General features: G+C 62.2%; 24 protein-coding genes and 1 pseudogene. 8 read left to right on the top strand and 17 right to left on the bottom strand.

Annotated elements, in window-relative coordinates:
• The first annotated feature begins 131 nt into the window (after window positions 1–131).
• Window positions 132–1,724: an ABC-F family ATP-binding cassette domain-containing protein gene (locus J3P73_RS07350; protein ID WP_207579840.1), complete on the top strand. Its 1,593-nt coding sequence runs from the start codon at window positions 132–134 to the stop codon at window positions 1,722–1,724.
• Window positions 1,725–1,731: 7 nt separating this feature from the next.
• Here J3P73_RS07350 and J3P73_RS07345 read toward each other — a convergent pair.
• Window positions 1,732–2,230 (bottom strand): annotated as a pseudogene (locus J3P73_RS07345) (metal-dependent hydrolase).
• Between the two features lie 383 nt (window positions 2,231–2,613).
• Between J3P73_RS07345 and J3P73_RS07340 the strand changes: the two are divergent.
• Window positions 2,614–4,140, top strand: a complete 1,527-nt coding sequence (locus tag J3P73_RS07340; protein WP_207579839.1) for an ABC-F family ATP-binding cassette domain-containing protein — start codon at window positions 2,614–2,616, stop codon at window positions 4,138–4,140.
• Window positions 4,141–4,350: 210 nt separating this feature from the next.
• Here the strand turns inward: J3P73_RS07340 and J3P73_RS07335 are convergent, their stop codons facing one another.
• From J3P73_RS07335 to J3P73_RS07325, 3 genes are all read right to left on the bottom strand, one after another.
• Complete coding sequence (locus J3P73_RS07335; protein WP_024322696.1) at window positions 4,351–5,130, bottom strand: VOC family protein; 780 nt, start codon at window positions 5,128–5,130, stop codon at window positions 4,351–4,353.
• A gap of 77 nt (window positions 5,131–5,207) precedes the next feature.
• Window positions 5,208–5,675: a DUF1579 domain-containing protein gene (locus J3P73_RS07330; RefSeq protein WP_207579838.1), complete on the bottom strand. Its 468-nt coding sequence runs from the start codon at window positions 5,673–5,675 to the stop codon at window positions 5,208–5,210.
• A 29-nt stretch (window positions 5,676–5,704) separates the two neighbouring features.
• A complete protein-coding gene (locus J3P73_RS07325) occupies window positions 5,705–6,433 on the bottom strand; it encodes a DUF899 domain-containing protein (protein WP_018068144.1) in 729 nt (242 codons plus the stop codon).
• A gap of 88 nt (window positions 6,434–6,521) precedes the next feature.
• Between J3P73_RS07325 and J3P73_RS07320 the strand changes: the two genes are divergently transcribed.
• Entirely contained in the window at window positions 6,522–7,001 is a 480-nt protein-coding gene (locus tag J3P73_RS07320; RefSeq protein WP_130763360.1) for a MarR family winged helix-turn-helix transcriptional regulator, read from the top strand.
• Between the two features lie 58 nt (window positions 7,002–7,059).
• On the opposite strand, the gene J3P73_RS07315 is transcribed toward J3P73_RS07320, so the two are convergent.
• The gene (locus J3P73_RS07315) at window positions 7,060–7,482 is read right to left on the bottom strand and encodes an organic hydroperoxide resistance protein (RefSeq protein WP_018068146.1); all 423 of its coding nucleotides are present in this window, start codon (window positions 7,480–7,482) and stop codon (window positions 7,060–7,062) included.
• A 337-nt stretch (window positions 7,483–7,819) separates the two neighbouring features.
• Between J3P73_RS07315 and J3P73_RS07310 the strand changes: the two genes are divergently transcribed.
• Window positions 7,820–8,308 (top strand): MarR family winged helix-turn-helix transcriptional regulator, encoded by a 489-nt coding sequence (locus J3P73_RS07310; protein ID WP_018068147.1) that lies wholly within the window; start codon window positions 7,820–7,822, stop codon window positions 8,306–8,308.
• A gap of 38 nt (window positions 8,309–8,346) precedes the next feature.
• Here the strand turns inward: J3P73_RS07310 and J3P73_RS07305 are convergent, their stop codons facing one another.
• From J3P73_RS07305 to J3P73_RS07260, 10 genes are all read right to left on the bottom strand, one after another.
• Window positions 8,347–8,571 (bottom strand): hypothetical protein, encoded by a 225-nt coding sequence (locus J3P73_RS07305; RefSeq protein WP_018068148.1) that lies wholly within the window; start codon window positions 8,569–8,571, stop codon window positions 8,347–8,349.
• A gap of 226 nt (window positions 8,572–8,797) precedes the next feature.
• Window positions 8,798–9,037: a 30S ribosomal protein S21 gene (gene rpsU / locus J3P73_RS07300; RefSeq protein ID WP_003546477.1), complete on the bottom strand. Its 240-nt coding sequence runs from the start codon at window positions 9,035–9,037 to the stop codon at window positions 8,798–8,800.
• A 78-nt stretch (window positions 9,038–9,115) separates the two neighbouring features.
• Window positions 9,116–9,400 carry a hypothetical protein gene (locus J3P73_RS07295; protein ID WP_003557652.1) on the bottom strand — a complete coding sequence of 95 codons (285 nt, stop codon included), beginning with the start codon at window positions 9,398–9,400 and terminating at the stop codon, window positions 9,116–9,118.
• A gap of 253 nt (window positions 9,401–9,653) precedes the next feature.
• Window positions 9,654–9,863, bottom strand: a complete 210-nt coding sequence (locus tag J3P73_RS07290; RefSeq protein WP_003546468.1) for a cold-shock protein — start codon at window positions 9,861–9,863, stop codon at window positions 9,654–9,656.
• 328 nt (window positions 9,864–10,191) lie between these two features.
• Entirely contained in the window at window positions 10,192–10,926 is a 735-nt protein-coding gene (locus J3P73_RS07285; protein ID WP_018068151.1) for a L,D-transpeptidase family protein, read from the bottom strand.
• A 165-nt stretch (window positions 10,927–11,091) separates the two neighbouring features.
• Window positions 11,092–11,898: a L,D-transpeptidase gene (locus J3P73_RS07280; protein ID WP_130771234.1), complete on the bottom strand. Its 807-nt coding sequence runs from the start codon at window positions 11,896–11,898 to the stop codon at window positions 11,092–11,094.
• A 187-nt stretch (window positions 11,899–12,085) separates the two neighbouring features.
• Window positions 12,086–13,006, bottom strand: coding sequence for an alpha/beta hydrolase family protein (locus tag J3P73_RS07275; RefSeq protein ID WP_018068154.1), 921 nt, complete (start codon window positions 13,004–13,006; stop codon window positions 12,086–12,088).
• Between the two features lie 163 nt (window positions 13,007–13,169).
• On the bottom strand, window positions 13,170–14,795 hold the full coding sequence (locus J3P73_RS07270) for a cisplatin damage response ATP-dependent DNA ligase (RefSeq protein ID WP_207579837.1): 1,626 nt from the start codon (window positions 14,793–14,795) through the stop codon (window positions 13,170–13,172).
• 229 nt (window positions 14,796–15,024) lie between these two features.
• On the bottom strand, window positions 15,025–16,035 hold the full coding sequence (locus J3P73_RS07265; protein ID WP_130664295.1) for a ligase-associated DNA damage response exonuclease: 1,011 nt from the start codon (window positions 16,033–16,035) through the stop codon (window positions 15,025–15,027).
• Window positions 16,036–16,123: 88 nt separating this feature from the next.
• Entirely contained in the window at window positions 16,124–16,990 is an 867-nt protein-coding gene (locus J3P73_RS07260) for an alpha/beta fold hydrolase (RefSeq protein WP_207579836.1), read from the bottom strand.
• A gap of 112 nt (window positions 16,991–17,102) precedes the next feature.
• Between J3P73_RS07260 and J3P73_RS07255 the strand changes: the two genes are divergently transcribed.
• Window positions 17,103–18,074 (top strand): glycerophosphodiester phosphodiesterase family protein, encoded by a 972-nt coding sequence (locus J3P73_RS07255; protein WP_207579835.1) that lies wholly within the window; start codon window positions 17,103–17,105, stop codon window positions 18,072–18,074.
• A gap of 105 nt (window positions 18,075–18,179) precedes the next feature.
• Here the strand turns inward: J3P73_RS07255 and J3P73_RS07250 are convergent, their stop codons facing one another.
• The gene (locus tag J3P73_RS07250; RefSeq protein ID WP_207579834.1) at window positions 18,180–20,477 is read right to left on the bottom strand and encodes a sensor domain-containing protein; all 2,298 of its coding nucleotides are present in this window, start codon (window positions 20,475–20,477) and stop codon (window positions 18,180–18,182) included.
• 251 nt (window positions 20,478–20,728) lie between these two features.
• On the opposite strand from J3P73_RS07250, the gene J3P73_RS07245 reads away from it, so the two are divergent.
• Both J3P73_RS07245 and J3P73_RS07240 read left to right on the top strand, forming a co-directional pair.
• Window positions 20,729–22,096 carry a TIGR03808 family TAT-translocated repetitive protein gene (locus tag J3P73_RS07245; protein ID WP_024322705.1) on the top strand — a complete coding sequence of 456 codons (1,368 nt, stop codon included), beginning with the start codon at window positions 20,729–20,731 and terminating at the stop codon, window positions 22,094–22,096.
• 99 nt (window positions 22,097–22,195) lie between these two features.
• Window positions 22,196–22,861, top strand: coding sequence for a glutathione S-transferase family protein (locus J3P73_RS07240; RefSeq protein WP_075224777.1), 666 nt, complete (start codon window positions 22,196–22,198; stop codon window positions 22,859–22,861).
• 3 nt (window positions 22,862–22,864) lie between these two features.
• Here the strand turns inward: J3P73_RS07240 and J3P73_RS07235 are convergent, their stop codons facing one another.
• Window positions 22,865–23,761: a LysR substrate-binding domain-containing protein gene (locus J3P73_RS07235; protein ID WP_075224776.1), complete on the bottom strand. Its 897-nt coding sequence runs from the start codon at window positions 23,759–23,761 to the stop codon at window positions 22,865–22,867.
• Between the two features lie 177 nt (window positions 23,762–23,938).
• Here J3P73_RS07235 and J3P73_RS07230 point away from each other — a divergent pair, with 177 nt between their 5' ends.
• On the top strand, window positions 23,939–24,133 hold the full coding sequence (locus tag J3P73_RS07230) for a hypothetical protein (RefSeq protein ID WP_075224775.1): 195 nt from the start codon (window positions 23,939–23,941) through the stop codon (window positions 24,131–24,133).
• Window positions 24,134–24,170 lie beyond the last annotated feature (37 nt).

The following is a 24,170-nucleotide window of genomic DNA, read 5'->3' as shown; positions in this document are numbered from 1 at the left end:
CTTTGCCTTGAACCTGATGCCTTTATTCCCTAAATTACCTGCCATCGACCATTTCAACAGGATGTGTGCCGCAATGGATTTCAACCCGATCGCAACGCCAGTTCGCCTTGCCAACGGGGAAATCCATATCCATGCCTGCATCCATCACTCTCTCCCAAATTTCATGGTCCGCGCCTGACGGGCGGCCGCTTTTTTCCGATCTCGACCTGAGTTTCGGGGCGGAGCGTACCGGTCTCGTCGGGCGCAACGGCGTCGGCAAGACGACGCTGCTGAAGCTCGTCTCCGGTGAGGTCCAGCCGCATTCGGGCACGGTATCCGTCAACGGCAGCCTTGGCGTGCTGCGGCAGAGCGTTCAGGTGACGTCTGAAGAAACGGTTGCCGATCTCTTCGGCGTGACCGATGCGCTCGCTATTCTTCGCCGTGCCGAAGCCGGCGAGGCAACGGCCGACGAGCTTGCAGCGGCGGACTGGATGCTGGAGGCGCGCATCGCCGCAGCGCTCAATCGGACGGGGCTCGACGCACCGCCGGAGACGCCGCTTGCCGTGCTCTCCGGCGGGCAGCGTACCCGTGCCGGGCTTGCCGCGCTTGTTTTCACCGAACCGGACTTTCTGCTGCTCGACGAACCGACCAACAATCTCGATCGCGAAGGCCGCGATGCGGTGATCGCGCTAATGTCAGGCTGGCGGGCTGGCGCCATCATCGTCAGCCATGACCGCGAACTGCTCGAAAGCGTCGATGCGATCGTCGAACTGACGTCGCTCGGTGCCACGCGCTACGGCGGCAATTGGAGCCATTATCGCGAGCGCAAGGCGCTCGAGCTCGCGGCGGCACGGCATGATCTCACTGACGCCGAAAAACGCATGGCCGAGGTCGCAAGAAAGGCGCAGGCGACGGTGGAGCGTCAGGCGCAACGCGACAGCACTGGGCGGAAGACGGCCGCCAAAGGCGGCATTCCGCGCATCGTGCTCGGCGGTATGAAGGAGCGAAGCGAAACGACGGGTGGCGACAATGCCCGTCTCGCCGACCGCCGGCGCGCGCAGGCACTGGAAGAGGCAAGGGCGGCGCGCGAGAAGATCGAGATCCTCCAGCCTTTGTCGGTCACCCTGCCGCCGACCGGGCTGCCCGCCAGCAAGATCGTGCTGAAGATGGATGGCGTGACATCGGGCTACCAGCCTGATGATCCCGTCATCCGCGATCTCTCCTTCGATGTGACGGGACCGGAGCGTATCGCCGTCACCGGCCGCAATGGCTCGGGCAAGACGACGTTGCTGGCGCTTATTACCGGCGAGTTGAAACCCTGGGCCGGCACGGTCAACGTCATGACCGACCTCTCGATGCTTGATCAGAAGGTCAGCCTGCTCGATCCGTCGATCTCGATCCGCGACAATTTCCGCCGGATCAATCCGCTTTCCGATGAAAATACCTGCCGGGCTGCGCTTGCCCGCTTCATGTTCCGGGCGGATCCGGCGCTGCAGACCGTATCGACGCTCAGCGGCGGGCAATTGCTGCGGGCGGGCCTTGCCTGCGTGCTCGGCTCGGCACCGCCGCCGCTGTTGATCCTCGACGAGCCGACCAACCATCTCGACATCGACTCGATATCAGCGGTCGAGGCCGGACTGCGCGCCTATGACGGCGCGCTGCTCGTCGTCAGCCACGACGAAACGTTCCTTCAGAGCATTGGGATCACGCGGCGGTTGGAACTGTCGCCCGCCGACCCGGGATAATTCCGGCTCATGCCTGCTGCCGGCCTCCGACGCGACGGCTCCGGCAGACGGCGACGATCAACGCGGTGACGCAGATCAGGAGTTCAAGAGCGCAGGTCCAATGCAACATGAAACTCACGACCCAATTGCTGTAGGTCGCCGGCACCGTCGTCAGCTCGAATTTCGACCAATCGAATGGCGCGAGCCAAAGCATGGGCGCAGCGACGGTATCCATAACCATGTGAAGCATGACGGCTGCGAAAAAGACGGCGGCCGTGGGAAGCCAGTCCGGCGTCAGTCGACCGATCGCCGGCAGGGCCGTGGCGGCGAAGCCGAGCCAAAAAAGCGGCCAGTGGGAGACATAGTCGTGATGGTGGACTTTGCCGCCGGTCAGGAAGAAATAGACCATGTCGAAATCCGGCAATACGCTGCCGATCAAAGGCTGCGGTCATGATGCCGGGTGCGGCGGACCGCTGCCGCGCGGCGCTCCCGAGAAGGTAGCCTGCCGGCAAATGGGCAATGAGCATGCGTCTTATTCTCCCGGTCGGTCCCGAAGAATTTTCTATGCGCGGTTTATGGCTAGAATCGGCACAGGTCCGGCTCCCTTGCCTCTTTTCGCGGGCAATGTTATTTGGGTCCCGCAAGCTTTTGAGAAAGGAGGATCACGCAATGCAATATTATTTTCGGTTTAATCGCCAGCGTGGTCCCGTCAACGCCCTGCAAATGCGTTTGCAGGGCTGACCAGAGACCGTTTCTCGACATCTCTTCCTGGTCTGCCCTTCGTGGCCAATGCGACGCCGTAGATGACAGCGCGCATTCCTCTCATTTGCCGGGCTCGAACCGCGCAATCCCGTGATGGCTGAACGCCCCCGGACCGCGCTTGATACCCGGTCAAGACCAGAGAACGATCATGACACTCATCAATATCCGCAGTCTCGGCGTGACGCTGGGCAATCCGTTGTTTTCCAAGCTCAATCTTGTCGTCAATGCCGGCGACCGCATCGGCCTCGTCGCCGCCAACGGCCGGGGGAAATCGACGCTGCTTGCCTGCATCACCGGCGCGCTGGAGCCGAGCGAGGGCGAGATCACCAAAGCGCGCGGGCTGACCGTCGGCCATGTCGCGCAGAATGTGCCGCCTGCCCTTTTCGACACGCCATTCTACGACGCGGTGCTGCAGGCGTTGCCGGCCGATCAGGCCGAAAGCGAAAGCTGGCGGGTCGACGTGGTGCTGGACTCGCTCGACGTGCCGGAGGCCATGCGCGGCCGGCCGCTCAAACAGTTGAGCGGCGGATGGCAGCGGCTTGCCATGCTTGCCCGCACCTGGGTGAGCGAGCCCGACGTGCTTCTGCTCGACGAGCCGACCAACCATCTCGACCTCGAAAAGATCGCGCAACTGGAGAGCTGGCTGAATGCGCTGCCGCGCGACGTGCCGGTTATCCTGTCCAGCCACGATCGCGCCTTCCTCGATGCGACGACCAACCGGACGCTGTTCCTGCGGCCGGAGCAATCGCCGGTTTTCGCCCTGCCCTACACGCGCGCACGCGCCGCCCTCGACGAGGCCGACGCTTCCGAAGCCCGGCGCTATGAGCGCGATATGAAGGTGGCGGAGCAGTTGCGCAAGCAGGCGGCCAAGCTCAACAATATCGGCATCAATTCCGGCAGCGATCTGCTCGTCGTCAAGACGAAGCAGCTCAAGCAGCGGGCGGAGAAGCTGGAGGATGCGGCAAAACCGGCGCATCTGGAGCGCTCGGCCGGCGCGATCCGGCTTTCCAATCGCGGCACGCATGCCAAGGTGCTGGTGACGCTGGAGGATGCGGCGGTGACGACGCCGGATGGAACGCTGCTGTTCAAGACCGGCCGGCAGTTCATCTGCCAGGGCGACCGCATCGTGCTGCTCGGCCTCAACGGCGCCGGCAAGTCGCGGCTGGTGTCGATGCTGAAACAGGCGATCGAAAGACCGGAGACGGCGCGGGACAGCATCAAGGCGACGCCGTCGCTGGTGCTCGGCTATGGCGACCAGGCGCTTGCCGATCTTACCGACACCGACACGCCGATCGGCACGATCATCCGCCGTTTCGATGTCGGCGACCAGCGGGCGCGGGCCTTGCTGGCCGGCGCCGGCATGACGATCGGCATGCAGGCAAAACCGATCGGCCAGCTCTCCGGCGGCCAGAAGGCCAGGCTCGGCATGCTGGTGCTGAGGTTGACCGAGCCGAACTTCACCCTGCTTGACGAGCCGACCAACCATCTCGACATCGAGGGGCAGGAAGCGCTGGAGAGCGAGCTGATGGCGCACGAGGCGAGCTGCCTGCTGGTCTCCCATGACCGCAGTTTCGTGCGGGCGGTGGGAAACCGGTTCTGGCTGATCGAGAAGAAGCGGCTGGTGGAGGTAGAGAGCCCCGAAGGGTTTTTTGCTTCGGTAAAGGGTGTGGGGTGACAGATGTTGACGGCATGCCGTGCCGCCCCCTCATCCGCCCTACGGGCACTGGCCGGGGCCCGAGCCACCGGTCTCGACCCGTCCTTCGGCCCCCCGAGGGGAGAAGAGGGAATCGAGACGCTGCGGCATATCTCTTCTCCCCTCGGGGAGAAGGCGGCGGCAGCCGGATGAGGGAGGCCCCACGGCACGCCGCCAACAATGCGTCAAAACCTACCGCTTCGGGGCCACCAGGCAGAAGAAGGCGCCTTGTGGGTCGGTGGCCTGGATGATCCAGCTGCCGCCGGGGACTTCCATCGGGCCGTGGACGACCTTGCCGCCGCCTGATGTGAGGCGTTCGGTTGCAGCATCGAGGGTCGGCACGATGAAATAATAGCACCAGAACGGCATCGGAAGGTTTTCCGGCTTGGTCATCATGCCGCCGATCTGCCTGCCATTGTAGGCGAAGAGATAGTAGACGCCCATCGGGCCCATATCGAATTCGCTGTCTTTCGTCCAGCCGAACCGCTTGGAATAGAAGGCCAGCGCCTCTTGGCCATTGCCGGCGTAGAGTTCGCGCCAGCCGATATTGCCGGGCGCATCGACGGCCAGTTCCGGCATGGGCTTGTCCATCGGCGCCGGCGTCATGATGCAGAGCACCGCACCATGCGGATCGGCGACGACGGCGAAGCGGCCGATGGTCGGGATGTCTTCCGGCGGACGGCGGACCGAACCGCCATTGGCGGCGAAATCCTTGGCCGACTGGTCGACGTCGTCGACGTCGACATAACCCGTCCAGTTCGGCGGAATGCCCTTGCCCTCGAGTTCAGCCGGAAATTCCATCAGGCCGGCGACGCCGATGCCGTTCGCCTCGAAGATCGTATAGGTGGGCATGCCCTCCATTTTCATTTCGGAGGTGGTCCAGCCGACGACCGAGCTGTAGAATTTCGCGGCAGCTGATGTGTCGGGGGTCATCAACTCGCACCAGATGAACTTTCCATGCGTCTCAGACATCATACTCTCCCTATTTCGACGCCCCTCTTCCGAGGCCTCATACGAGGCCCCTTTTTCGAGGTTGAGCGCCGTGGTTGTCAGATCCTGCGGGCGTAATGCGCTTCCATGAACTGCTTCCAGGAGCCATCCGGCTGTCTGGCGCTGGAGATAAAGGTGCGGTGATCGGCGTCGGTGAAGGTGATCTGCTCGCGGTAATCGGCAAGGCCCTCGCCAGTGAAGTCGGGCCCTGTCGTATAGAGGTCCAGCACATTGCCTGACGCGTCGACCTCGCCCTCATAGACCCACATATAGTCCATCATGCTGCCGATCCAGCTGCCGATGTACTTGCCTTTTGCGGCGTTGTAGCCGAGCGTCAGGATGCTGGTGGCCTCATTGCCGTCCGGCATGCGGCCGGTCCCTTCGGCGACGAACCAGATGCCGTGCAGCGAGCGGACGGTCTCGGTCCAGGGTTCGCCGCCCGTCATGTCGGGCGCGGTGACGGTCCAGTCGCCGACCAGTCTTTCCAGGAAGGAATGTTCCTTCAGCACTTCAGCGGTCTTCATCATCTCTTCTCCCTGAGTGATGGTGGCCTATGTCAGTGACAGCAGGATGGCGCCTTCGGGGCCTCCTGGTATTCGTCGTGGCGGCGCACGAAATTCATCGTGCTGTCCTCGTTGCGGCCCTTCGGCGCGCGGTCGAGGATCATCAGGGTGCCGATCAGTTCTTCCGGCCCGCGGGCATAACTCGAATAGGTATGGAAGACCTCGGCTTTGTCATTGCGATAGAAAGCGCTGAGGCCCGGCAGTTCGTCATTGGCATCAGCCGGCTGCATAGGCGTGAAATTGTAGAAGACCTTGTCTTTGGCAAGATCCTCCGGGCTGAAAGAAACGTGATAATCGAAATTAAAATCGCTGCCGAAGGAGGAGACCCAGGGAAATTTCCAGCCCATGCGCTGTTTATAGGCGGCGATCTTGTCGAGCGGTGCGCGCGAAACGGCGACCCAGGTGACGTCGTGATGGTTCAGATGCGGCAGGGCGCCATCGACATGATCCGACAGGAAGGAGCAGCCGGTGCAGCCGGCATCCCAATCCGGGCCAAGCATGAAATGGTAGATCAGCAGCTGGCTGCGGCCGTCGAAGAGATCGGCGAGAGATTTCCTGCCCTCCGGCGTTTCGAAGACATAATCCTTGTCGACCCTCACCCAGGGCAGCGCCAGACGGGCAGCGTTGACGCTGTCGCGCAGCCGCGTCGCCTCCTTCTCCTTTGCCAGCAGGGCACGGCGGGCTTCGAGCCATTCTTCGCGGGAAACAACCTCGTTCTGCATGAAATGCGCCCTCCTCCAGCGCTTGCCGGTGAAGCCGGCTCATCTCCTTCTCCTTGACTAAATACATTGATATCAATAGAAATGGAGCATGTCAAATTCGATCGAGATTCCCTTTTCCACGACGCTGATGGTGCGCGACACCTGCCTCTGCCTGCATGTGCAGCGGGCGGCGCGCGCACTTGCCCGGCTGTTCGACGACGCGCTAAGGCCGGCCGGGCTGACCAACGGGCAGTTTTCGCTGATGATGTCATTGAACCGGCCGGAGCCGCCGCCGATGGGACCGGTCGCCGCCCTGCTCGCCATGGACCAGACGACGCTGACGGCGGCGCTGAAGCCGTTGCAGCGCCAGGGTTGGGTGAAGGTGATGGAGAACCCGAGGGACAGGCGCGGCCGGCTGCTGAGCCTCACCACTGAGGGCAAGGCGGTGCTGGCAAGAGCGCTGCCGATCTGGGAAAGCACGCATGCGATGATCGACGGAAAGCTGCAGGATGGCAGCACCGCAAGGCTGCGGCAGGATCTGCAGGCGCTGTCATCAATGACGGGCGAAACGCCGAAGCCGGCCGGATAGTACCCTACCCGGCCGGCAGATGCGGCAGCCGAATATGGCCACCAACTTTTTAGATCGATCAGGCGACCGTGACCGGGACCTCGGTCGAGGTGCGCATGGCGTGGCTATAAGGGCAGACGATGTGAGCCGCGGCTGCGAGCTTTTCTGCGGTTTCGCGGTCGAGACCCGGGATGCTGACTGTCAGCGCCACTTCGATGCCGAAGCCACCGCCATCTTCACGCGGGCCGATACCGACCTTGGCGGAGACCGTCGTGTCTTCCGGAATCTTGACCTTCTGCTGACCCGCGACAAATTTCAATGCACCGAGGAAGCAGGCAGAATATCCGGCAGCGAAGAGCTGTTCGGGATTGGTGCCGGTCGCGCCGTCGCCGCCGAGTTCCTTGGGAACGGTCAGGGTCACGTCCAGAACGCCGTTTTCGGAAACGGCGCGGCCTGCGCGGCCGCCAGTGGCAGAGGCTTTGGTCGTATAGAGAATAGGCATGACGATCTCCTTTGGTTGGCCCTTCGATCGGGTTGGATTTTTAATATCGCGCAATTAAATTGTACGCAAGTGAATTTTGCAAATTGCATTTCGAATTCCAAAGGAGGACAATCTGGCCTTAGAACAGGATGATTTTAAGCAGCATCGGCCTAAAATCTGAATCCTGTTCTCAATTAAAGAGTTAGACATGATGCCGCCCGAAAACCGCGCACACTATTCGGCATCATGCTCTAGGGCAGTTCCAGCAAAACTGCGCAGCGGTTTGCGCCCGGAATTGCGTGAAAACAAAGGGATAGAGCATTTCCGTGATTCGAAGAAAAACGGAAATGCTCTGGGGATGATGGATATGAGAGCGCAAACGACGAAGACGATGGAGATACCGGAAGAGGAGAAGCGGCTGGAAAAGCAGTTGTGCTTCGCGGTCTACGCGACGGCGCATGCCTTCACCCGCGCCTACAAGCCGATCCTCGACAGGGTCGGCCTGACCTATCCTCAATATCTGGTGATGCTGGTGCTGTGGGAACGCGGCGAGCTGCCGGTGAAGATGATCGGCGAGCAGCTCGACCTCGATTCCGGCACGTTGTCGCCGCTGTTGAAACGGCTGGAACAGGGCGGGCTGATCAAGCGCATCCGCGACCTGCGTGACGAACGGCAGGTGATCGTGTCGCTGACCCCAAAAGGCCAGGCAATGAAGGGAGAGATCGATACGATCATGACGGCGATCGGGCAAGCCGCAGGCTGCACGCTTAAGGAAATGGCCGAGATGCGCGACATGCTGCATCGGCTGCGGGGCAATCTCGGGCGGCCCGGCACGGGCGACGGCTGAACGCATCACCCGGTAGAGCCGGCGTGCGCGCCGAGAGATCAGGACTGCGGCTTAGCCGGCGACCGGCGCTTCTTTGCAGGCGCCACCTTAGGTTCGGCCTCGGCCTCCTGCTGCAAACGCAGCGCCTTCAGCTTCTCCGTCTTCTTGTCACGGGCCGATGCCTCGGCGGCGATGATGGCGCGCGCCGTGTGATCGGTCGCTTCCGCCTTGTCGCGAGACGAGAGCTTGGCAGGATTGAAGAATTCTCCCTTGGTGGCGGTCATGTGCCCCTTTCCCAGGTGATGGCGGCGCTGTCGCATAATTCCTTAAATCGGAATCGGTTCAAGGAATTATGCAAAAATTCAAAGTGTTACAGCGTCCTTTGCGCGTCTCGAAAAGACGCGCGGCGCTGTAAGCCATGGCTCGACGGCAGAAACCATGATTCAGGCTGAACCGTGATTGCACGGTTGGGCCGTGATGCCACGGTGGGCCGTGATGCCACGGCCGGGATTAGCGGGTCGGGCGGAGAACCTTCTTCGGTGCCGGCAGCAGACCTTCGCGCTGCAGCTTCTTGCGGGCGAGCTTGCGCTGGCGGCGAATGGCCTCGGCCTTTTCGCGGGCGCGCTTCTCGGACGGCTTTTCAAAAGCGCTGCGCGCCTTCATTTCCCTGAACAGGCCTTCCCGCTGCATCTTTTTCTTGAGCACGCGGAGCGCCTGATCGACATTGTTATCTCTGACGAGTACCTGCAAAACGATATCCTTCCTGTCGCGGCGGCGAGGCCGCACTGTCCAAAATTAAAAACCCGGGCCAAAATAAAAAACCCGGGACTACTTCCCGATTTTGATGCTCGAAAACTTCAGCCAGGGTTCGGCGCCATCGGACTTGGCCGCCGCTTGGGGGGAAACCCTGGATGGCGATTCCCCGGTATCGATGTCGGCCTCAGTGATGCGGCGCTCGAAATTCTCTGCGTCGAACTGGACGCGGTACTGCACATGCCCATGGTCGTTGGGCAGGATGCTGGAGATCCGGCACCGCTTGTCGGCTTTCGCCGTGCGGGTGAGGCCGGACTTCAGCACGATCATGTCGCCGACTTTATAGTTTGGTCTGCCCATTTCAGCGTCCCTTCGACTCTTCGGCTGCTCAATCGGTCAATCAGAACGACCCGGGGGTCGCTCCGGAACGACCGAAGGCCATTCCGGAAAAGCCTGCGATCAAAGCAAAAAGGCCGGGCTCGTACCCGACCTCTTCCAGTCACTCAGCCCGCTGCCCGTATGGTCAGCTCGCTGGCATCTCTGGTCAGCCCGCTGCCAGTACATCCGTGGCCAGCTTGCTGCCAGCACATGGCCAGCCTAGGCGAATGACAAATCATGCGGCCTGAAGGTTGTCAGCCGAATTCTTGCCCGACTTCTTGTCGCGGACGAGATCGTAGCGGATCTTCTGACCTTCAACGAGTTCGCGCATACCGGCGCGTTCAACCGCTGAGATATGGACGAAAACGTCGGTAGAACCATCATCCGGCTGAATAAAGCCAAAACCCTTGGTGCCATTGAACCACTTGACGACGCCTGAATTCATAACGATCTCCTTTTCAACCGTTTGTGTTCGCCTGCGGAGAGATATCCGACAAGCCGTATCGATGTTGAGAGGATATCTGACGGTGCGCTCAAGCGCGTGGACAAAGGTCGCAAGCAATTCGATACGCACCATGTAGGATATTTAGCGAATTAAGCAATGGTATTTCGGAAAATAATTCTCTTGTGGGCGCAAAATGAAGCGCTTTCCCGGGGGGCAACGCACTTGCTTGCCCGGGGGCAAAGCAACTGCTTGCCCGGGGCAAAGCAGCCGCTTGCCTGGGGAAAGGGATTGATCCGAGGCGGCCGGATCGCGACCGCCTCGGTGAAAATTACTGCCAGACGACGATCGGCGCCTTTGTCGGAACGCGATCGTAGAGATCGATGATATCCTGGTTGAGCAGCCGCACACAGCCCGACGAGACGGCCTTGCCGATCGAGCGCCAATCCGGATTGCCGTGCAGGCGGTAGAGCGTGTCCTCGCCATTCGAGAAGATATAGAGCGCGCGGGCGCCGAGCGGGTTCTTCAGGCCCGGCTCCATGCCGCCGTTCTCGATCGAATATTTGACGAGTTCCGGCTGGCGGGCGACCATCTCGTTCGGCGGCTTCCAGCGCGGCCATCTCTGACGCCACTGGATGACGCCCGACCCCTGCCAGGCAAAACCTTCGCGGCCGATACCGACGCCATAGCGCATCGCCATGCCGCCATTCTGGACGAGATAAAGGAAGCGCGACGGCGTATCGACGACGATGGTGCCGGGGGGCTGGCCGGTGGGATCGACGACGCGCTGGCGATAATAGCGCGGATCGATCTGTTCGTAGGGAACGGCTGGAATGAGAAAGCCGCCGTCCTCGACGGGGCCATACATGACGGCAAGCTCGGCCCCGCTCGGCACGCTCGACGTTTCCGTCGACTGGAACAGCTGCATGGGCGAACGATAGATGATCGTCGTATCGCCTGATGTTACCGTGTTGGCTGAGGAGGCGCAGCCGGTAAGCGCGGAGGCTGCGGTTAACGCCGAAAAGGAAAGAAAGCTGCGGCGGGAAAGGTGTCTATCGAAGCTCATGACGCGGGACTGATTTCCTTATGATGCGGGAAGCGGAACAAACCTATGATTCGTCCAATGCCGGTAACGACATTAGGAAATCTATCGGCTTGCGCTAAATAAACCATAGCTTCACGCAGACGTGTCCGACCGGGAGCGGACGATATGGGCCGCGCTGTTGCAGCGCTACATCACAACGATCTCGGCCCTGGTAGGAATGCGGTTATAGAGATCGATGACATCCTGGTTCAGCATGCGTACGCAGCCCGACGAGGTGGCCTTGCCGATCGACTGCCAGTCGGGCGTGCCGTGGACGCGGTAGAGCGTATCCTGCCCGTCCTTGAAGATATACATGGCGCGCGCGCCGAGCGGGTTCATCAGCCCCGGATTCATGCCGCCATTCTCCGCCCCGAAGGGACGAACCTCAGGCTGGCGCGAAACCATTTCGACCGACGGCGTCCAGCGCGGCCATTTCTGCTTCCACTGGATGACGCCGCGGCCCGACCAGGCGTAACCGTCGCGGCCGAGGCCGACGCCGTAGCGCATCGCCTTGCCGTTGCCCTCGACGAAATAGAGGAAATGCGCCTTGGTATCGACGACCACGGTGCCGGGACGCTCGGCCGTCTGATAATCGACCTCCTGGCGCAGGAACTGCGGCTGCACGCGGCTGACCGGGATTGCCGGTAGGGTGAAATCCTCGTCACGAAGCTCACTATACATCGCCATATGCACGGGATTGGTCACCGGCAGGCCGTAGGTCTGGTGGAACTGTGTCTTGTAGAGCTCGCGCGTCTGCGGCACCGGCTGATCGGGGATCGGCCGCACCCGGCGCGGATCGACGCCGGGCGGCTGATAGAAGACCGGCGAGGTTTCCTGGACGAAGCGGGCGGGCGAATCGGCGGCGACATCAGGAATGAGGATGTTGCAGCCGCTCAGCGACGCAACTGCAATCACGAGCCCGGCAATCGGGAAGACCCGGCGCAGAAAATTCATGGAACCACCCTTATCAACGATCGGCAGACAGCGATATCTGCCGGAACGATGGCATCCGCGGCTGGCGCGAGGCTGGCGTTGGGGTGGAAAGGCAAGATCAGGAAACGACGAGCCCGCCGCCATCGATGGCGGGATCGCGTATCAATCATCCGTCACACTTAATCGCCGGTGCCGGCGTCGGCAAAACTCAGGCCGCCACTCCGTGGAAGAAGCGGATGCTCTGTTCGATCTCGGTCGGCAGCGCCGAGGTGTGGTTGCCGGCGACGGTTTCAGTCTCGATCTGAACGCCGGCGCCGCGGGCGCGGCGGGCAAGCAGATCGGCGCGATCGTTGAAATGCGGCTCCTCCGTACCGTGAACGACGCGGACCGGACATTTGAAGCTGTGGGCGTAGCACAGCGCCGAACGCACCTCGAATTCATGCGTATTGCTGTCGTCGAAGCGGATATCCTGCGGATAGCGGTTGAAGAAGCGGAAGGCATCGGGGTTGCCCGAAATCGGCGCGGCGGCGCGGAATTTATGGGTAGTCATCGCCGTCAGCATCGTCAGCGTGCCGCCGATGCTGTGGCCGGCGATGAACAGGCGTTCGGGATCGACACCCGGCAGATGCGCCAGGCGCTCGGTGGCGGCGAGAACGTCGTCGACCTCGTCGTAAAAGCCGGAGAAATTGCCCATCTGGCCGTTTTCGCCGCGCAGCGACGGCATCATCACGACATAACCGGCGTCCATATAGGGTTTCATCAGCTGCCAGTGACCGATGCCCATGGCATTGCCGCCATGCAGGAAGAGCACGGCAGGCTTGGCGGCGCGGTCGCGCTTGTATTTCGAGACCCAGGCCGCCAGTTCCAGTTCGCCGTAACCGGAGCGGTAGAAGATCTTGTCGGCATCGGCAGGCGCATTCAGCGATTCGTATTTGTCGGGCGCCGGGCCTTTCTGCAACAGCTTCGTGCGGAAATGGTGGCGGACCTTGGCGTAGTCGTGCTTGGCAAGGCGCGGCTCGTCCGGGACATCGAAAGCCGCCGCCATGCGCGGCAGGACAAGTGCACCGGCAAGACCCGCCAGAACGGCACGGCGTTGATGGAAAAAGGAATTTTGTTCACGCGAGCTCATAACGCAGCATCCATCATTTCCCCGGCCATTCTAAATGAGCATGATGCCGTCCGAAAACTGCTTACATTTTTCGGCATCATGCTCTGGAAAATCTGCACCGGAAGATCGCTGCCGCCAATACACATCGTGTTGAAAATATTGCCCTGCGTCATTTTGCGCAGGATCACCCCGGCTTGGCGTCGATCATGGCGATCAGCGTGCGCAGCCGGTCGGCCTCGTAGGAGGGCTTGTCGGGGCGAAGGCGGGCGATGCGGGGGAAGCGCATGGCGACCCCCGATTTGTGCCGGGTCGAGCGGTTGATGCCCTCGAAGGCCACTTCGACGACGAAGCCGAACTCCCTGTCGGCGCGCACGGCCCGCACCGGGCCGAAGCGCTCGGTGGTATTGTTGCGCACGAACTTGTCGAGCACCTCGAGCTCGGCATCGGTGAAGCCGAAATAGGCCTTGCCGACAGGCACCAGCTGTTCGCCGTCCTCGTCATCGGCCCAGACGCCGAAGGTGAAATCGGAATAATAGCTGGAGCGCTTGCCGTGGCCGCGCTGGGCATACATCAGCACCGCATCGACATTATAGGGGTTGCGCTTCCACTTGAACCAGGGGCCTTTCATGCGGCCGGCCTGGTAGACGCTGTCGCGGCGCTTGATCATCACGCCTTCGATGACCGGATCGGGCGGGGCAGCACGCAGAACGTCGAGCTCTTCCCACGACGAGAACGGCACGAGCGGCGAGAGATCGAAACGGTCATGGGGGGCGCGGTCGATGATCTCGGTCAGCCGATCGCGGCGATCGACATAGGCAAGACCGCGAACATCTTCCTCATCGTCGAAGAGCAGGTCATAGGCGCGGATGAAGGCGGGATAATCGCCAAGCATCTTCGACGTCACCGTCTTGCGGTTCAGGCGCTGCTGCAGATCGGAGAAGGTGCGGGTCGGGCTGTTGGAGCGGGCAGTGCCGCCGACCAGCAATTCGCCGTCGACGACACCGGAAAAATTGATTGCGTCGAGAACATCGGGAAAGGCGCCTGAAATGTCGTCGCCGGAGCGGGAATAGATCTTGCGCCTGTCGCCGGAGCGGGAGAGCTGGACGCGGATACCGTCCCATTTCCATTCGGCGGCGTAGTGGGCCGGATCAAGGCCGGTAAGGTCGCCCTCCTCCACCGCATTGGCGAGCATGACGGAGTGGAAGATCGCCGGTGTGGCCAGCACCGGTTTTTCGCCGCCACCCGCCAGCCATTCGAACAATGTCTGATAAGGCGGCTGCAGGCCATGCCAGAGGGTTTCGATCTCGGTGACGTCCTTATCGCCGAGATCGGCCAGCGCCTGCTTGGCAAGGCGGGCGGAAACGCCGATGCGCATGGCGCCGGTCGCCAGCTTGATGAAGGCGAAACGGCCAGACGAATCCAGCCGGTCGAGCAGGTCGCGGACGAAACTGCGCACTTCGGTACGGCCGAGCGCATTCATGCCGGTGACGACCTCGCCGAGACGCGGCTGGGCGAGTGCTGCGCGGTCTATATCCCTCTCATTGTCCCAGACGAGCGAAATGGTCTCGGCGAGATCGCCGACATAATCGTAGGAATAGCGAAACAGCACCTCGTCCATGCGCTCGAGCACCAGCTCGCGCAGCATGGCGGGCTTGACGTTGCGCACCTCCAGCGTGCCGGCGATGGCGGCAAGGCCATAGCCGCGGTCCGGGTCCGGCGTGTCGCGGAAATAGTCGGTCAGCAGCTTCAGCTTGCCGTTGCGGCTGGGGGTGAGCACCAGGCGGTCGAGGAGGTCGGCGAAGGCTTTCATGGGCGCCTCCCGGCTCGGGGGGAAGGCCCCTCCCCAATGGCATATGGAAAAGACCCCTCCCCAACCCCTCCCCACAAGGGGGAGGGACTTAACGTGCAGCTTTCGCCGGATGCCCCATCGAACAGCCAGTATGCGGTTGGTCTATTGGTTTGCGAGGCGGTGCCACGGTTTAGCCCCTCCCCCTTGTGGGGAGGGGTTGGGGAGGGGTTTTCAGCAACTAACTCCACTGTTAATCCCCCTCGTCCTCGTAGCCCACCAGATGCAGCGGTTTTGCCTTGATGCCCTGCAATTGGCACCAGCGCACCAGCGCCTCCTCGCGGCCATGCGTCACCCAGACCTCGGCCGGGTGCAATTCCCGGATGGTTTCCGTCAGTTCCGGCCAGTCGCAATGATCGGAGATGACGAGCGGCAGTTCGACGCCGAGCTGTTTGGCACGCTGCCGCACCATCATCCAGCCGGAGGCGAAGGCCGGCAGCGGCTCGTTGAAGCGCCGGGCCCAGCGGTCGGCGAAGGCGGATGACGGGCCGATGACGACCGCCCCCTTGAAGGCGGACTTGTCGCGGCTTTCGATCGTCGCCGGCAGCAGCTCGCCGAGATCGATGCCCTGCTCGATGTAATAGTCGCAGAGTTTTTCCATGGCGCCGTGGATATAGATCGGTTCGGCATAACCGGCATCGCGCAACAGCCGGATGACGCGCTGGGCCTTGCCGAGCGCATAGGCGCCGACGAGATGGGTGCGTTCGGGAAATTGCCGCAGCGATGCCAAGAGCTTGCCGATCTCGTCCATCGGATCGGGATGATGGAAGACCGGCAGGCCGAAGGTCGCCTCGGTGATGAAGACATCGCAGGCAACCGGCACATAGGCGGCGCAGGTCGGGTCCGGTCGGCGCTTGTAATCGCCGGAGACGACGATGCGGGTGCCATTCTTCTCGATGGCGATCTGGGCGGAGCCGAGCACATGGCCGGCCGGATGAAAGCTCACCTTGACGCCGTTGACCAGCAGCTCCTCGCCGAAGACGGCGGCCTGCTCGCTGGCGCAGAAACCGTCGCCGTAACGCAGGCGCATGATGTCGAGCGTCTGGCGGGTGGCAAGCACATTCACATGGCCCGGGCGGGCGTGATCCGAATGGCCATGGGTGACGAGCGCCTGCTCGACCGGCCGCACTGGATCGACATAAAACCCGCCTTCCGGGCAATAGAGCCCCTCCGGGGCGGGATAAAGCAGCGCATCAGGTCTCATGAAACGAGAGATAGCGGGAAATGGACGCGAGGCCAGAGGGCGGGAGGAAGGGACTGTGGAATGGACCGCGGCTCAAGGTCCGCGATCGTCATGAAATGTCCTTTTGTTTTGGCGCAATTCCGGACGCAAAACCGCCGCGCACTTTTGCTGGAATTGCTACCCCGTCTAGAAAGCCGACCACCACCGCGTTGAACTCAGCCGGCCGCTGCAGCGGCGCGAAATGGCTGACGCCTTTGAGATAGATCATCTCAGCGTTCGGAATGCCGCGGGCAAGATATTCGGCATGGTCGGGCTTGATGAATTCGTCGTGCTCGCCGAGGACGATTGCGACCGGCACGCGGATCAGGCCCAAGTCGGCGGCCTGATAGTTCGGCTCCGTTCGCATCATCAGGCTGACCGCCTCGACGAAGGGATTAAAATCGTCCGGCGTGGTGGACAATGCGGCATAATCCCTGGCGTGCCGGCTGAAGCATCGGTCGATGACCGGGGTCGGAACAAATTCCAGCGTGCCGCTCGGATCCATGTTGCAGGCAAAGAAGAAGACGCCCTCGACACGCGACGGCGCCGTCATGGCGAGGATCAAAGCGATGCAGGCGCCGTCGCTCCAGCCGACGATCGCGGCCTTTTCGATATGCAGTGCGTCCATGACGGCAAACACGTCTGAAGCCATCAACTCGTAGCTATAGGGACGGGCATCGCGGGTGCTTCTTCCATGGCCGCGGCTGTCGATCAGCACGACACGGCGGCCGCGGCGCAACAGTGCCGGGACTTGATGGCCCCAGTTGCCGCTGTGACCAAGGCCGCCATGCAGCAGAATGACAGGAGGACCGGCGCCGTAGGTCGCATACCAGATGCGGGCGCCGTCATGGGCGACATGACCTTCGACCACGGCCGGCGGCAACGGGGCGGCGCCATGCGCTTCGAAATGGATAAGCTCGTCGTCGTGTTGTGCCATAGCGATGAGAGTCCCGTCCGGCGAATAATCGATGGCATAGAAAAGCCGGAAAACAGCCCAAGAACAACCAGAATCGCTTTCTAGCCCTTGCGATGCAACCAGGGGATCAGCATTGGGCAGGAAGCTTTTCTATTGCGCGGCGGCAATCGCGCTCGCCTCGGCGGGCATTTACCTCGCCAATACCAGCCTGCTTGCCGAACATCGGCCGGGAAAACCGGTGCTGCTCGCCCATCGCGGCATCGCACAACGATTCGACGAAACCGATCTCAAGAACGACACCTGCACGGCAAGCCGCATGCTGCCGCCGAAACACGATTATCTGGAAAACACACTTCCATCGATGCAGGCAGGTTTTGCGGCGGGCGCCGATATCGTCGAGATCGACGTGCATCCGACGACGGACGGCCAGTTCGCCGTCTTTCACGACTGGACGCTGGACTGCCGCACCGACGGGCACGGCGTCACGCGCGAGCATTCGATGGCTGACATGAAAAGGCTCGACATCGGCTATGGCTATACCGCCGATGGCGGCAAGACCTTTCCCTTTCGCGGCCGGGGCATCGGCATGATGCCGACGCTTGCCGAGGTGCTGTCGAGTTTTGCGGATCGGCGCTTCCTCATCAACGTCAAGAGCCGCGATCCTTCCGAGGGCGAAAAGCTCGCCGCGGTGCTCAATGGACTTTCCCGGGAAAGACGAGCCGAGATCATCGTCTATGGCGGTGACGAGCCGATCGACGTGCTCCGCCGGATGGCACCCGATATCAAAACCGCCTCGCGCAAGAGCCTGAAGGGCTGCCTGTTCGGCTATATCGGCTATGGCTGGACCGGCCTGCTGCCGGACGAATGCAAACATGCGATGATGCTGGTGCCGATCAATATCGCGCCGTGGCTCTGGGGCTGGCCGGACCGTTTTCTCAACCGGATGCACGATGCCGGGACCGAGGTCTTCGTGCTCGGCCCCTATCGGGGCAGCGATTTTTCCACCGGCATCGACGACCCCTCGCAACTGGCGCGGCTGCCGCCAAACTATGCGGCGGGTATATGGACGAACGAGATCGAGGCGATCGGCAAGCTTGCCAAATAGAGCTTGAAAGACGTGGCATCGACCTGATCGATGCGGCGTCTTTCAATGTTTCCTTTTGTGCATGTCGTTCTCCCAAAACCGCTGCACACTTTTGGGCGACATGCACTAGAGACTGCGCGCCCGCAGCAATGCCGGGATCTCCTCCGGCGAGACCGGCTTGGAGAAGCGGAAGCCTTGCGCCTCCTCACAGTGCGCCTGGCGCAGGAAATCCATCTGGGCGTCGGTTTCGACGCCTTCGGCGAGAACCGAGAGCTTCAGCGTCTGCGCCAGCGAGATGACGGCCGAGGCGATGGCGACGGCGGTCTTGTCGCCCGGCAGGGCCTCGACCAGCGAACGGTCCATCTTCAGGCGGTCGAAGGGGAAGGTCTTCAGTGCCGCCAGGCTGGAGTAGCCGGAGCCGAAATCGTCGATCGACAGGCGAACGCCCAGCGCCCGCAGCGATTCCATCATGGCAAGCGCGCGTTCGGCATCGTGCATGACCACGCTTTCGGTGACTTCAAGCTCCAGCCAGCGGGACTGCAAGCGGTGGCGCTCCAGCGCCTCGGCGACATGGGTTGCGAAATCCGGATCGGCGAACTGTTTGGCCGAGACGTTGACGGCGATCGTCAGCGGCGGCAGGCCCATGTCTTGCCAAAGGCGCGCCTGACGGCAGGCCTCGTTCAGCACCCAGAGGCCGAGGGGGACGATGAGGCCGGTCTCTTCGGCGAGCGGAATAAAATTGACCGGCGGCACCCTGCCCTTGGCCGGATGGTTCCAGCGCACCAACGCCTCCAGCCCGGTGATGCGGCCGGTGGCGACATCGACCTGCGGCTGGTATTGCAGGAACAGCTGCTGGCCGGTAATCGCCTGGTGCAGCTCCTCCTGCTCACCGAGCGGCATTCCCACAGGCGTGCTGCCGCCCTCGTGATGTTGCAATGTATTGCGACCGAGCTCCTTGGCGCGGTACATGGCGCGGTCGGCATTGGCCAGAAGCTCTTCCGAGGTCGCGCCATCGAAGGGGAAGGCGGCAACGCCGATGCTCGAGGTGACGGTGATCTCGCCGTCCGCGCCGCGGATCGGCCGGTTGATCGCCTTCTGCAGATCGCGAAGGCGGCGCGTGATGCCGGCATCGTGGCTCGACTGGTGGACGAGCACGACGAGGAATTCGTCGCCGCCGAGACGCACCACCATATCGGACGCCCTGACGCTGTTGGCCATGCGGGCGGCGGTTTCTTTCAGAACTTCGTCGCCGGCGGCGTGACCGCGGCCGTCGTTGATGTCCTTGAAATTGTCGAGATCGATATAGGCGACAGTCACCTTGCGGTTGTTGCGTCGGGCCTGGTCGAGGATGCTCGCCAGCCGTTCCTTCAGGAAGGCGCGGTTCGGCAGGCCGGTGAGATCATCGTGATGGGCCATGAAATGGATGCGGTCATCGACGCGCTTGCGCTCGATGGCGATGCCGGCGATATGGGTGGCGAGCGCCACCAGCGTCATTTCGTGCTCGGTGGGACGGCGGACTTCCCGGGAATAGAGCGCGAACGTGCCGAGCACGTTGTTCTCCGACGTGGCGATCGGCGTCGACCAGCAGGAGCGGAAGCCGAACGGCGCGATCATCGCGCGGAAATCCTCCCAGAGCGGATCGACCGTCACATCCTCGACGATCACCGTCTGGCCGCGCCAGACGGCGGTGCCGCAGGAGCCGACCTTGGGGCCGATCGTGACGCCATCGATCAGGCGGCTGTAGCCGCCGGGCAGATTGGGAGAGGCGCCGTGATAGAGCCGCGTGCCTTCGCCGTCGAGCAGCAGCACCGATCCGTCAATCCCATCCAGCTGCGCCTCGATCATCAGCACGAGCGCCTCGAGGATCATCGGCAACGGCTCGTTGCGGGCGATCATTTCGAGCAGGCTCGCCTGGCCGCGATGCAGATCCTCCTGGCGCGTGCGTTCGGTGATATCACGGGAAACACCGATCAGGCCGACGATCTCGCCGCGATCGTTGCGCAGCGGTATCTTCGAGGTCAGCCGGCATATCGGTCTTCTGCTGCCGGGAAGGACGTAGGATTCCTCCATGTCGATGCGGGCTTCGCCCGTCGCCATGATCTGCTGCTCGATGTCGAAATGGCGGCGCGCCGTCTCGAAATCGAACAGGTCGAAGTCGCGCTTGCCGGTGATCAGATCGGCGCGCTCCAGGCCGAGGCTGCTGGCGGTGACGGCGTTGGCGAAAACGAAGCGGCTGTCACGATCCTTGACGTAGAGGAAATCCGGAAGTTCGTGGAGGATCGCCTTGAGGCGCAGGTTCTCGATGCCCTCGGAGAGGTGGTGGGCGGTTGATGCCATCATTGCCTCCGTCGCGGCGACGATGCGTCGCGTTTCGGCCGTCAGGGCATCGGTTGATTCCCATCGCCTGGCACCCAATTCGCGCATGACCCCATTCCCCTTGCGGCCGAAGGCCGTATCCCGCACTCGCCATAGAAATTCCCTTAAAAGTAGTCCTCATTTCCTTCGGCTTGCTTAAATGAAAGGGTGAACAAGAGGACAATATAAGCGGCGATATTCTGCCCTCCGCCGCGGCTGCAACTGCAATTTCGGCCCCCTGCTCTCAACCTGTGCCAAAAGAATACATGCGCGGCTGGCACATTTCCTGCTACGGGCGCATTATGACAAGCAATCCCCGGATGCCTTCACGCCGCGACATGCTTTTCTTTCTCACCGCCTCGGCCGTTGCGGGAGCGGCATCGCGCGCCCTCGCCTCGCCGCGGAGGGCGGCCGCTCAGCCTGATCTGCGCGGTGCGATCGACGCGGCGGAATATCGCGCCATTCCCGAAAGCGGCGACCGCAAGACCCGCAACCTTGAGCAGATGATCGAACAGGCGGCGCGCGAGAACGTGCCGGTGTTCCTGCCGCCCGGTACCTACCGGGTCTCCAACCTCACCTTGCCCGACAATACGCGCATATCAGGCGTGCCGGGCGCCTCGCGGATCGTCTATACCGGCGAAGGCCACCTGTTTTCGGCCGAGAACGTGCGGCGGATCGAGCTTTCCAATCTCGTCATCGACGGCGGCAACCGCAGGCTTGGCGACTATGCCGGCGGGCTGTTGCAATTCACCGGCGTCGACGAGGTGCTGATCGACAATTGCGAGATCGGCGGCAGCCGCAAACACGGCCTGCAGCTGGAGCGCTGTGGCGGGCGGATCGAGCGCAGCCGCATTTCGGGGGCTGCCCAATCCGGCCTTTACGCGGTGGATTCCACCACCCTCTCGGTCACCGGCAACACGGTTTCGGATTGCGGCAATGGCGGCATCCTGGTGCATCGCTGGAAGAAGGCGGAGGACGGCACGGTTGTCTCCGGCAACCGCGTCTCCAATATCCGCGCCAATGACGGCGGCACCGGGCAAAACGGCAACGGAATCAACATCTTCCGCGCCGACGGAGTGATGGTGGTGAATAACCACATCTCCGACTGCGCCTTCACGGCGATCCGCGCCAATTCGGCCTCGGACATTCAGATCAGCAGCAATCAGTGCCGACGTTCCGGCGAGACGGCGATCTATGTCGAATTCGCCTTCGAGGGTGCCGTCGTTTCCGCCAATATGATCGACGGGGCGGCAAACGGCATTTCGATCGCCAATTTCGACGAGGGCGGGAGGCTGGCGAGCGTCACCGGCAATGTCGTGCGCAACCTGACGCTGAAGGGCCCCTACCAGCACGAGGTCGGTTTCGGCATAGGCATTGCGGCGGAGGCCGATACGCTGATTTCAGGTAATGTGATCGAAGGCGCGCCGCGCTGGGGGCTGCAGATCGGCTGGGGTCCGTATCTGCGCAACGTCGTTGTGACAGGCAATGTGGTGCGCAAGGCCCCGGTGGGATGCGCCGTCTCGGTCGCCGATGGCGCCGGGACCGCCCTCATCACCGACAACATCTTCCAGGAAACCGCCGAAGGCGCGGTTTTAGGCTTCCAGTGGGAGAAGAAGGTGTCCGGCGAGATGGCGGGCGGCGGCTCGCCCTATGCGCAGTTGACCGTCGAGCGGAACCGCATTTCCTGAAGGCCATCAAAAGCTTTCATCGTCCCATCAGCCACCAGGACTTTTCCCACGCTGATCCGGCATTTACGGTCCCGCGGACAACATCGAGGGGATACGTTCATGCTGACAATCTACGGAGTCTATCGTTCGCGCGCCTCACGCGTCTATTGGATGGCGGAGGAGCTTGGGGTCGAATTCCGCTCGGTGCCGGTGCTGCAGGCACGGCGGCTGGCAGATCCGCTGTCTCAGGAGGCGCCGCTCAATACACATTCGCCGGAATTCATTGCCGTCAACCCGATGGCGCAGATCCCCAGCATTCGGGACGGCGACCTCGTCATGCACGAGTCGCTGGCGATCAATCTTTACCTCGCGCGTCGATATGGCGGACCGCTTTCCGGCCAAACCGTCGAGGAAGACGGATTGCTGACGATGTGGACGGTCTGGGCGGCTGCGGAGGTCGAGCCGCACACGGTGAAGATCGTGCTGACCTATGATAACGGGCTCGAAAACAGCGAAGGCGGTCAGCAGACGATCGCGGTTTCCTGCCGCTCGCTGCGCAGGCCGCTGGCGGTTCTCGAAGGCCACCTTGCCGGCCGGCAATGGATCGTCGGCGACCGCTTCACCGTCGCCGATCTCAACATCGCCGAGGTGCTGCGCTACGCCCAGACCGAAGAGGCGCTTATCCAAGCGCATCCGAATATCAAAGCCTGGATCGAGCGCTGCCAGTCCCGCCCGGCCTACAAGGCTATGCAGGCGACCCGCGGCAAGGAGCCGATCGAAGTTTGAGGACTACTGGAAAAGGGCGAGCGTGCCGGCCATTTCCTCGCGGATCCAGGCCTTGAAATCCTTGACCTTCTTCGGCTCGCGCGTGCCTTCGGCGGTGACGAAATAATGGCCGAAGCCGGTCCGCGCACGAATGCCGAAAGGGGCGGCGAGCCGGCCTTCAGCGAGCGCAAAGGCGGCAAGGGTCTGCCAGGCCAGCATGACGCCCTGGCCGGCAATCGCCGCATCGAGGCAGAGCGAGGCATCGTTGAAGACGTGGCGGGTTGGAAGGGTTGCGCCTGAGAGTCCGACCTCGCGCATCCAGACCTCCCAGGTGAACATGGCGTGGCCATCGATGATGGCCGGCAGTGCAAGGATATCGGCGGGTTCTTTCAATGTCGCTGCCATCTCCGGCGAACAGACGGGAAAGACCTCCTGTGCCAACAGCAGTTCGGCCTTCACATCCGGCCATTTGCCGCTGCCGACGCGAATGCCGATATCGACGTCGCAAAGGGCCGGATTGACGAGATTCGTCGTCGCATCCAGCCGCAGCTTGATGTCGGGATGACGCACGGCGAAACGATCCAGCCGATAGACGAGCCAGCGGGCGGCGAAAACCGGCGCCACCGAGATCGTCAGGATCGTATCGTCCTTGCGGCTCGCGATCGACACCGCTGCCGAAAGACGGGCAAACCCCTCGTCGAGCGCCAACAGCACCGGCCGGCCGGCTTCAGTGGCGATCATGCCCCTGGCGGTGCGCTCGAAGATCACCTGCCCGAGCTGGGCTTCGGCCTTGATGACCTGCTGGCTGACGGCGCCAACCGAGACGCCGAGTTCGTCGGCGGCGGCCTGGAGCGAGCCGAGACGCCCGACGGCCTCCAGCGCGCGCAGGCCGTTGAGATGGACCATATTCAAGTTCTTCATATAGTTTTTCTATAGCGCCGCCGCATTAATCTCAATTGAAAATCTGCCTATTGAAGCCGACATTGCAAGCATAGGCAATCCATTCAAACACAGTTCGTGAGACGGATAGGACAGCTTGGCCGGTGGAAGCCACTTTGCGATCATCCTTCTACGCCACTGAAGAAAGCGAGGCCTGCCATGTCATTGCTGAAGTTTTTCTTGAGACCTGCCCTTCCGGCGGGAAGCACAGGAACTGCCCCGGCTTGGAAGGACGATCCGTTGCGGCATCCTGAGGTCGAGCGCATGTCGATGCGCGAAATCGCCGATCTGCCGCTCGGGATGCCGGCCGGCTTTCCCAAAGAGGCCAAGCCGCCGCTGGCGAAATGCGCCTGAAGATATGGTAGGTTCGCCCTGGCAGAAAGGGCGGAAC

Origin of the sequence: Rhizobium ruizarguesonis (assembly GCF_017357285.1) — a bacterium.
Taxonomy (GTDB): domain Bacteria; phylum Pseudomonadota; class Alphaproteobacteria; order Rhizobiales; family Rhizobiaceae; genus Rhizobium; species Rhizobium ruizarguesonis.
The sequence above is the reverse complement of the archived record's forward strand: the minus strand, read 5'-3'. Positions and strand labels throughout refer to the sequence as shown.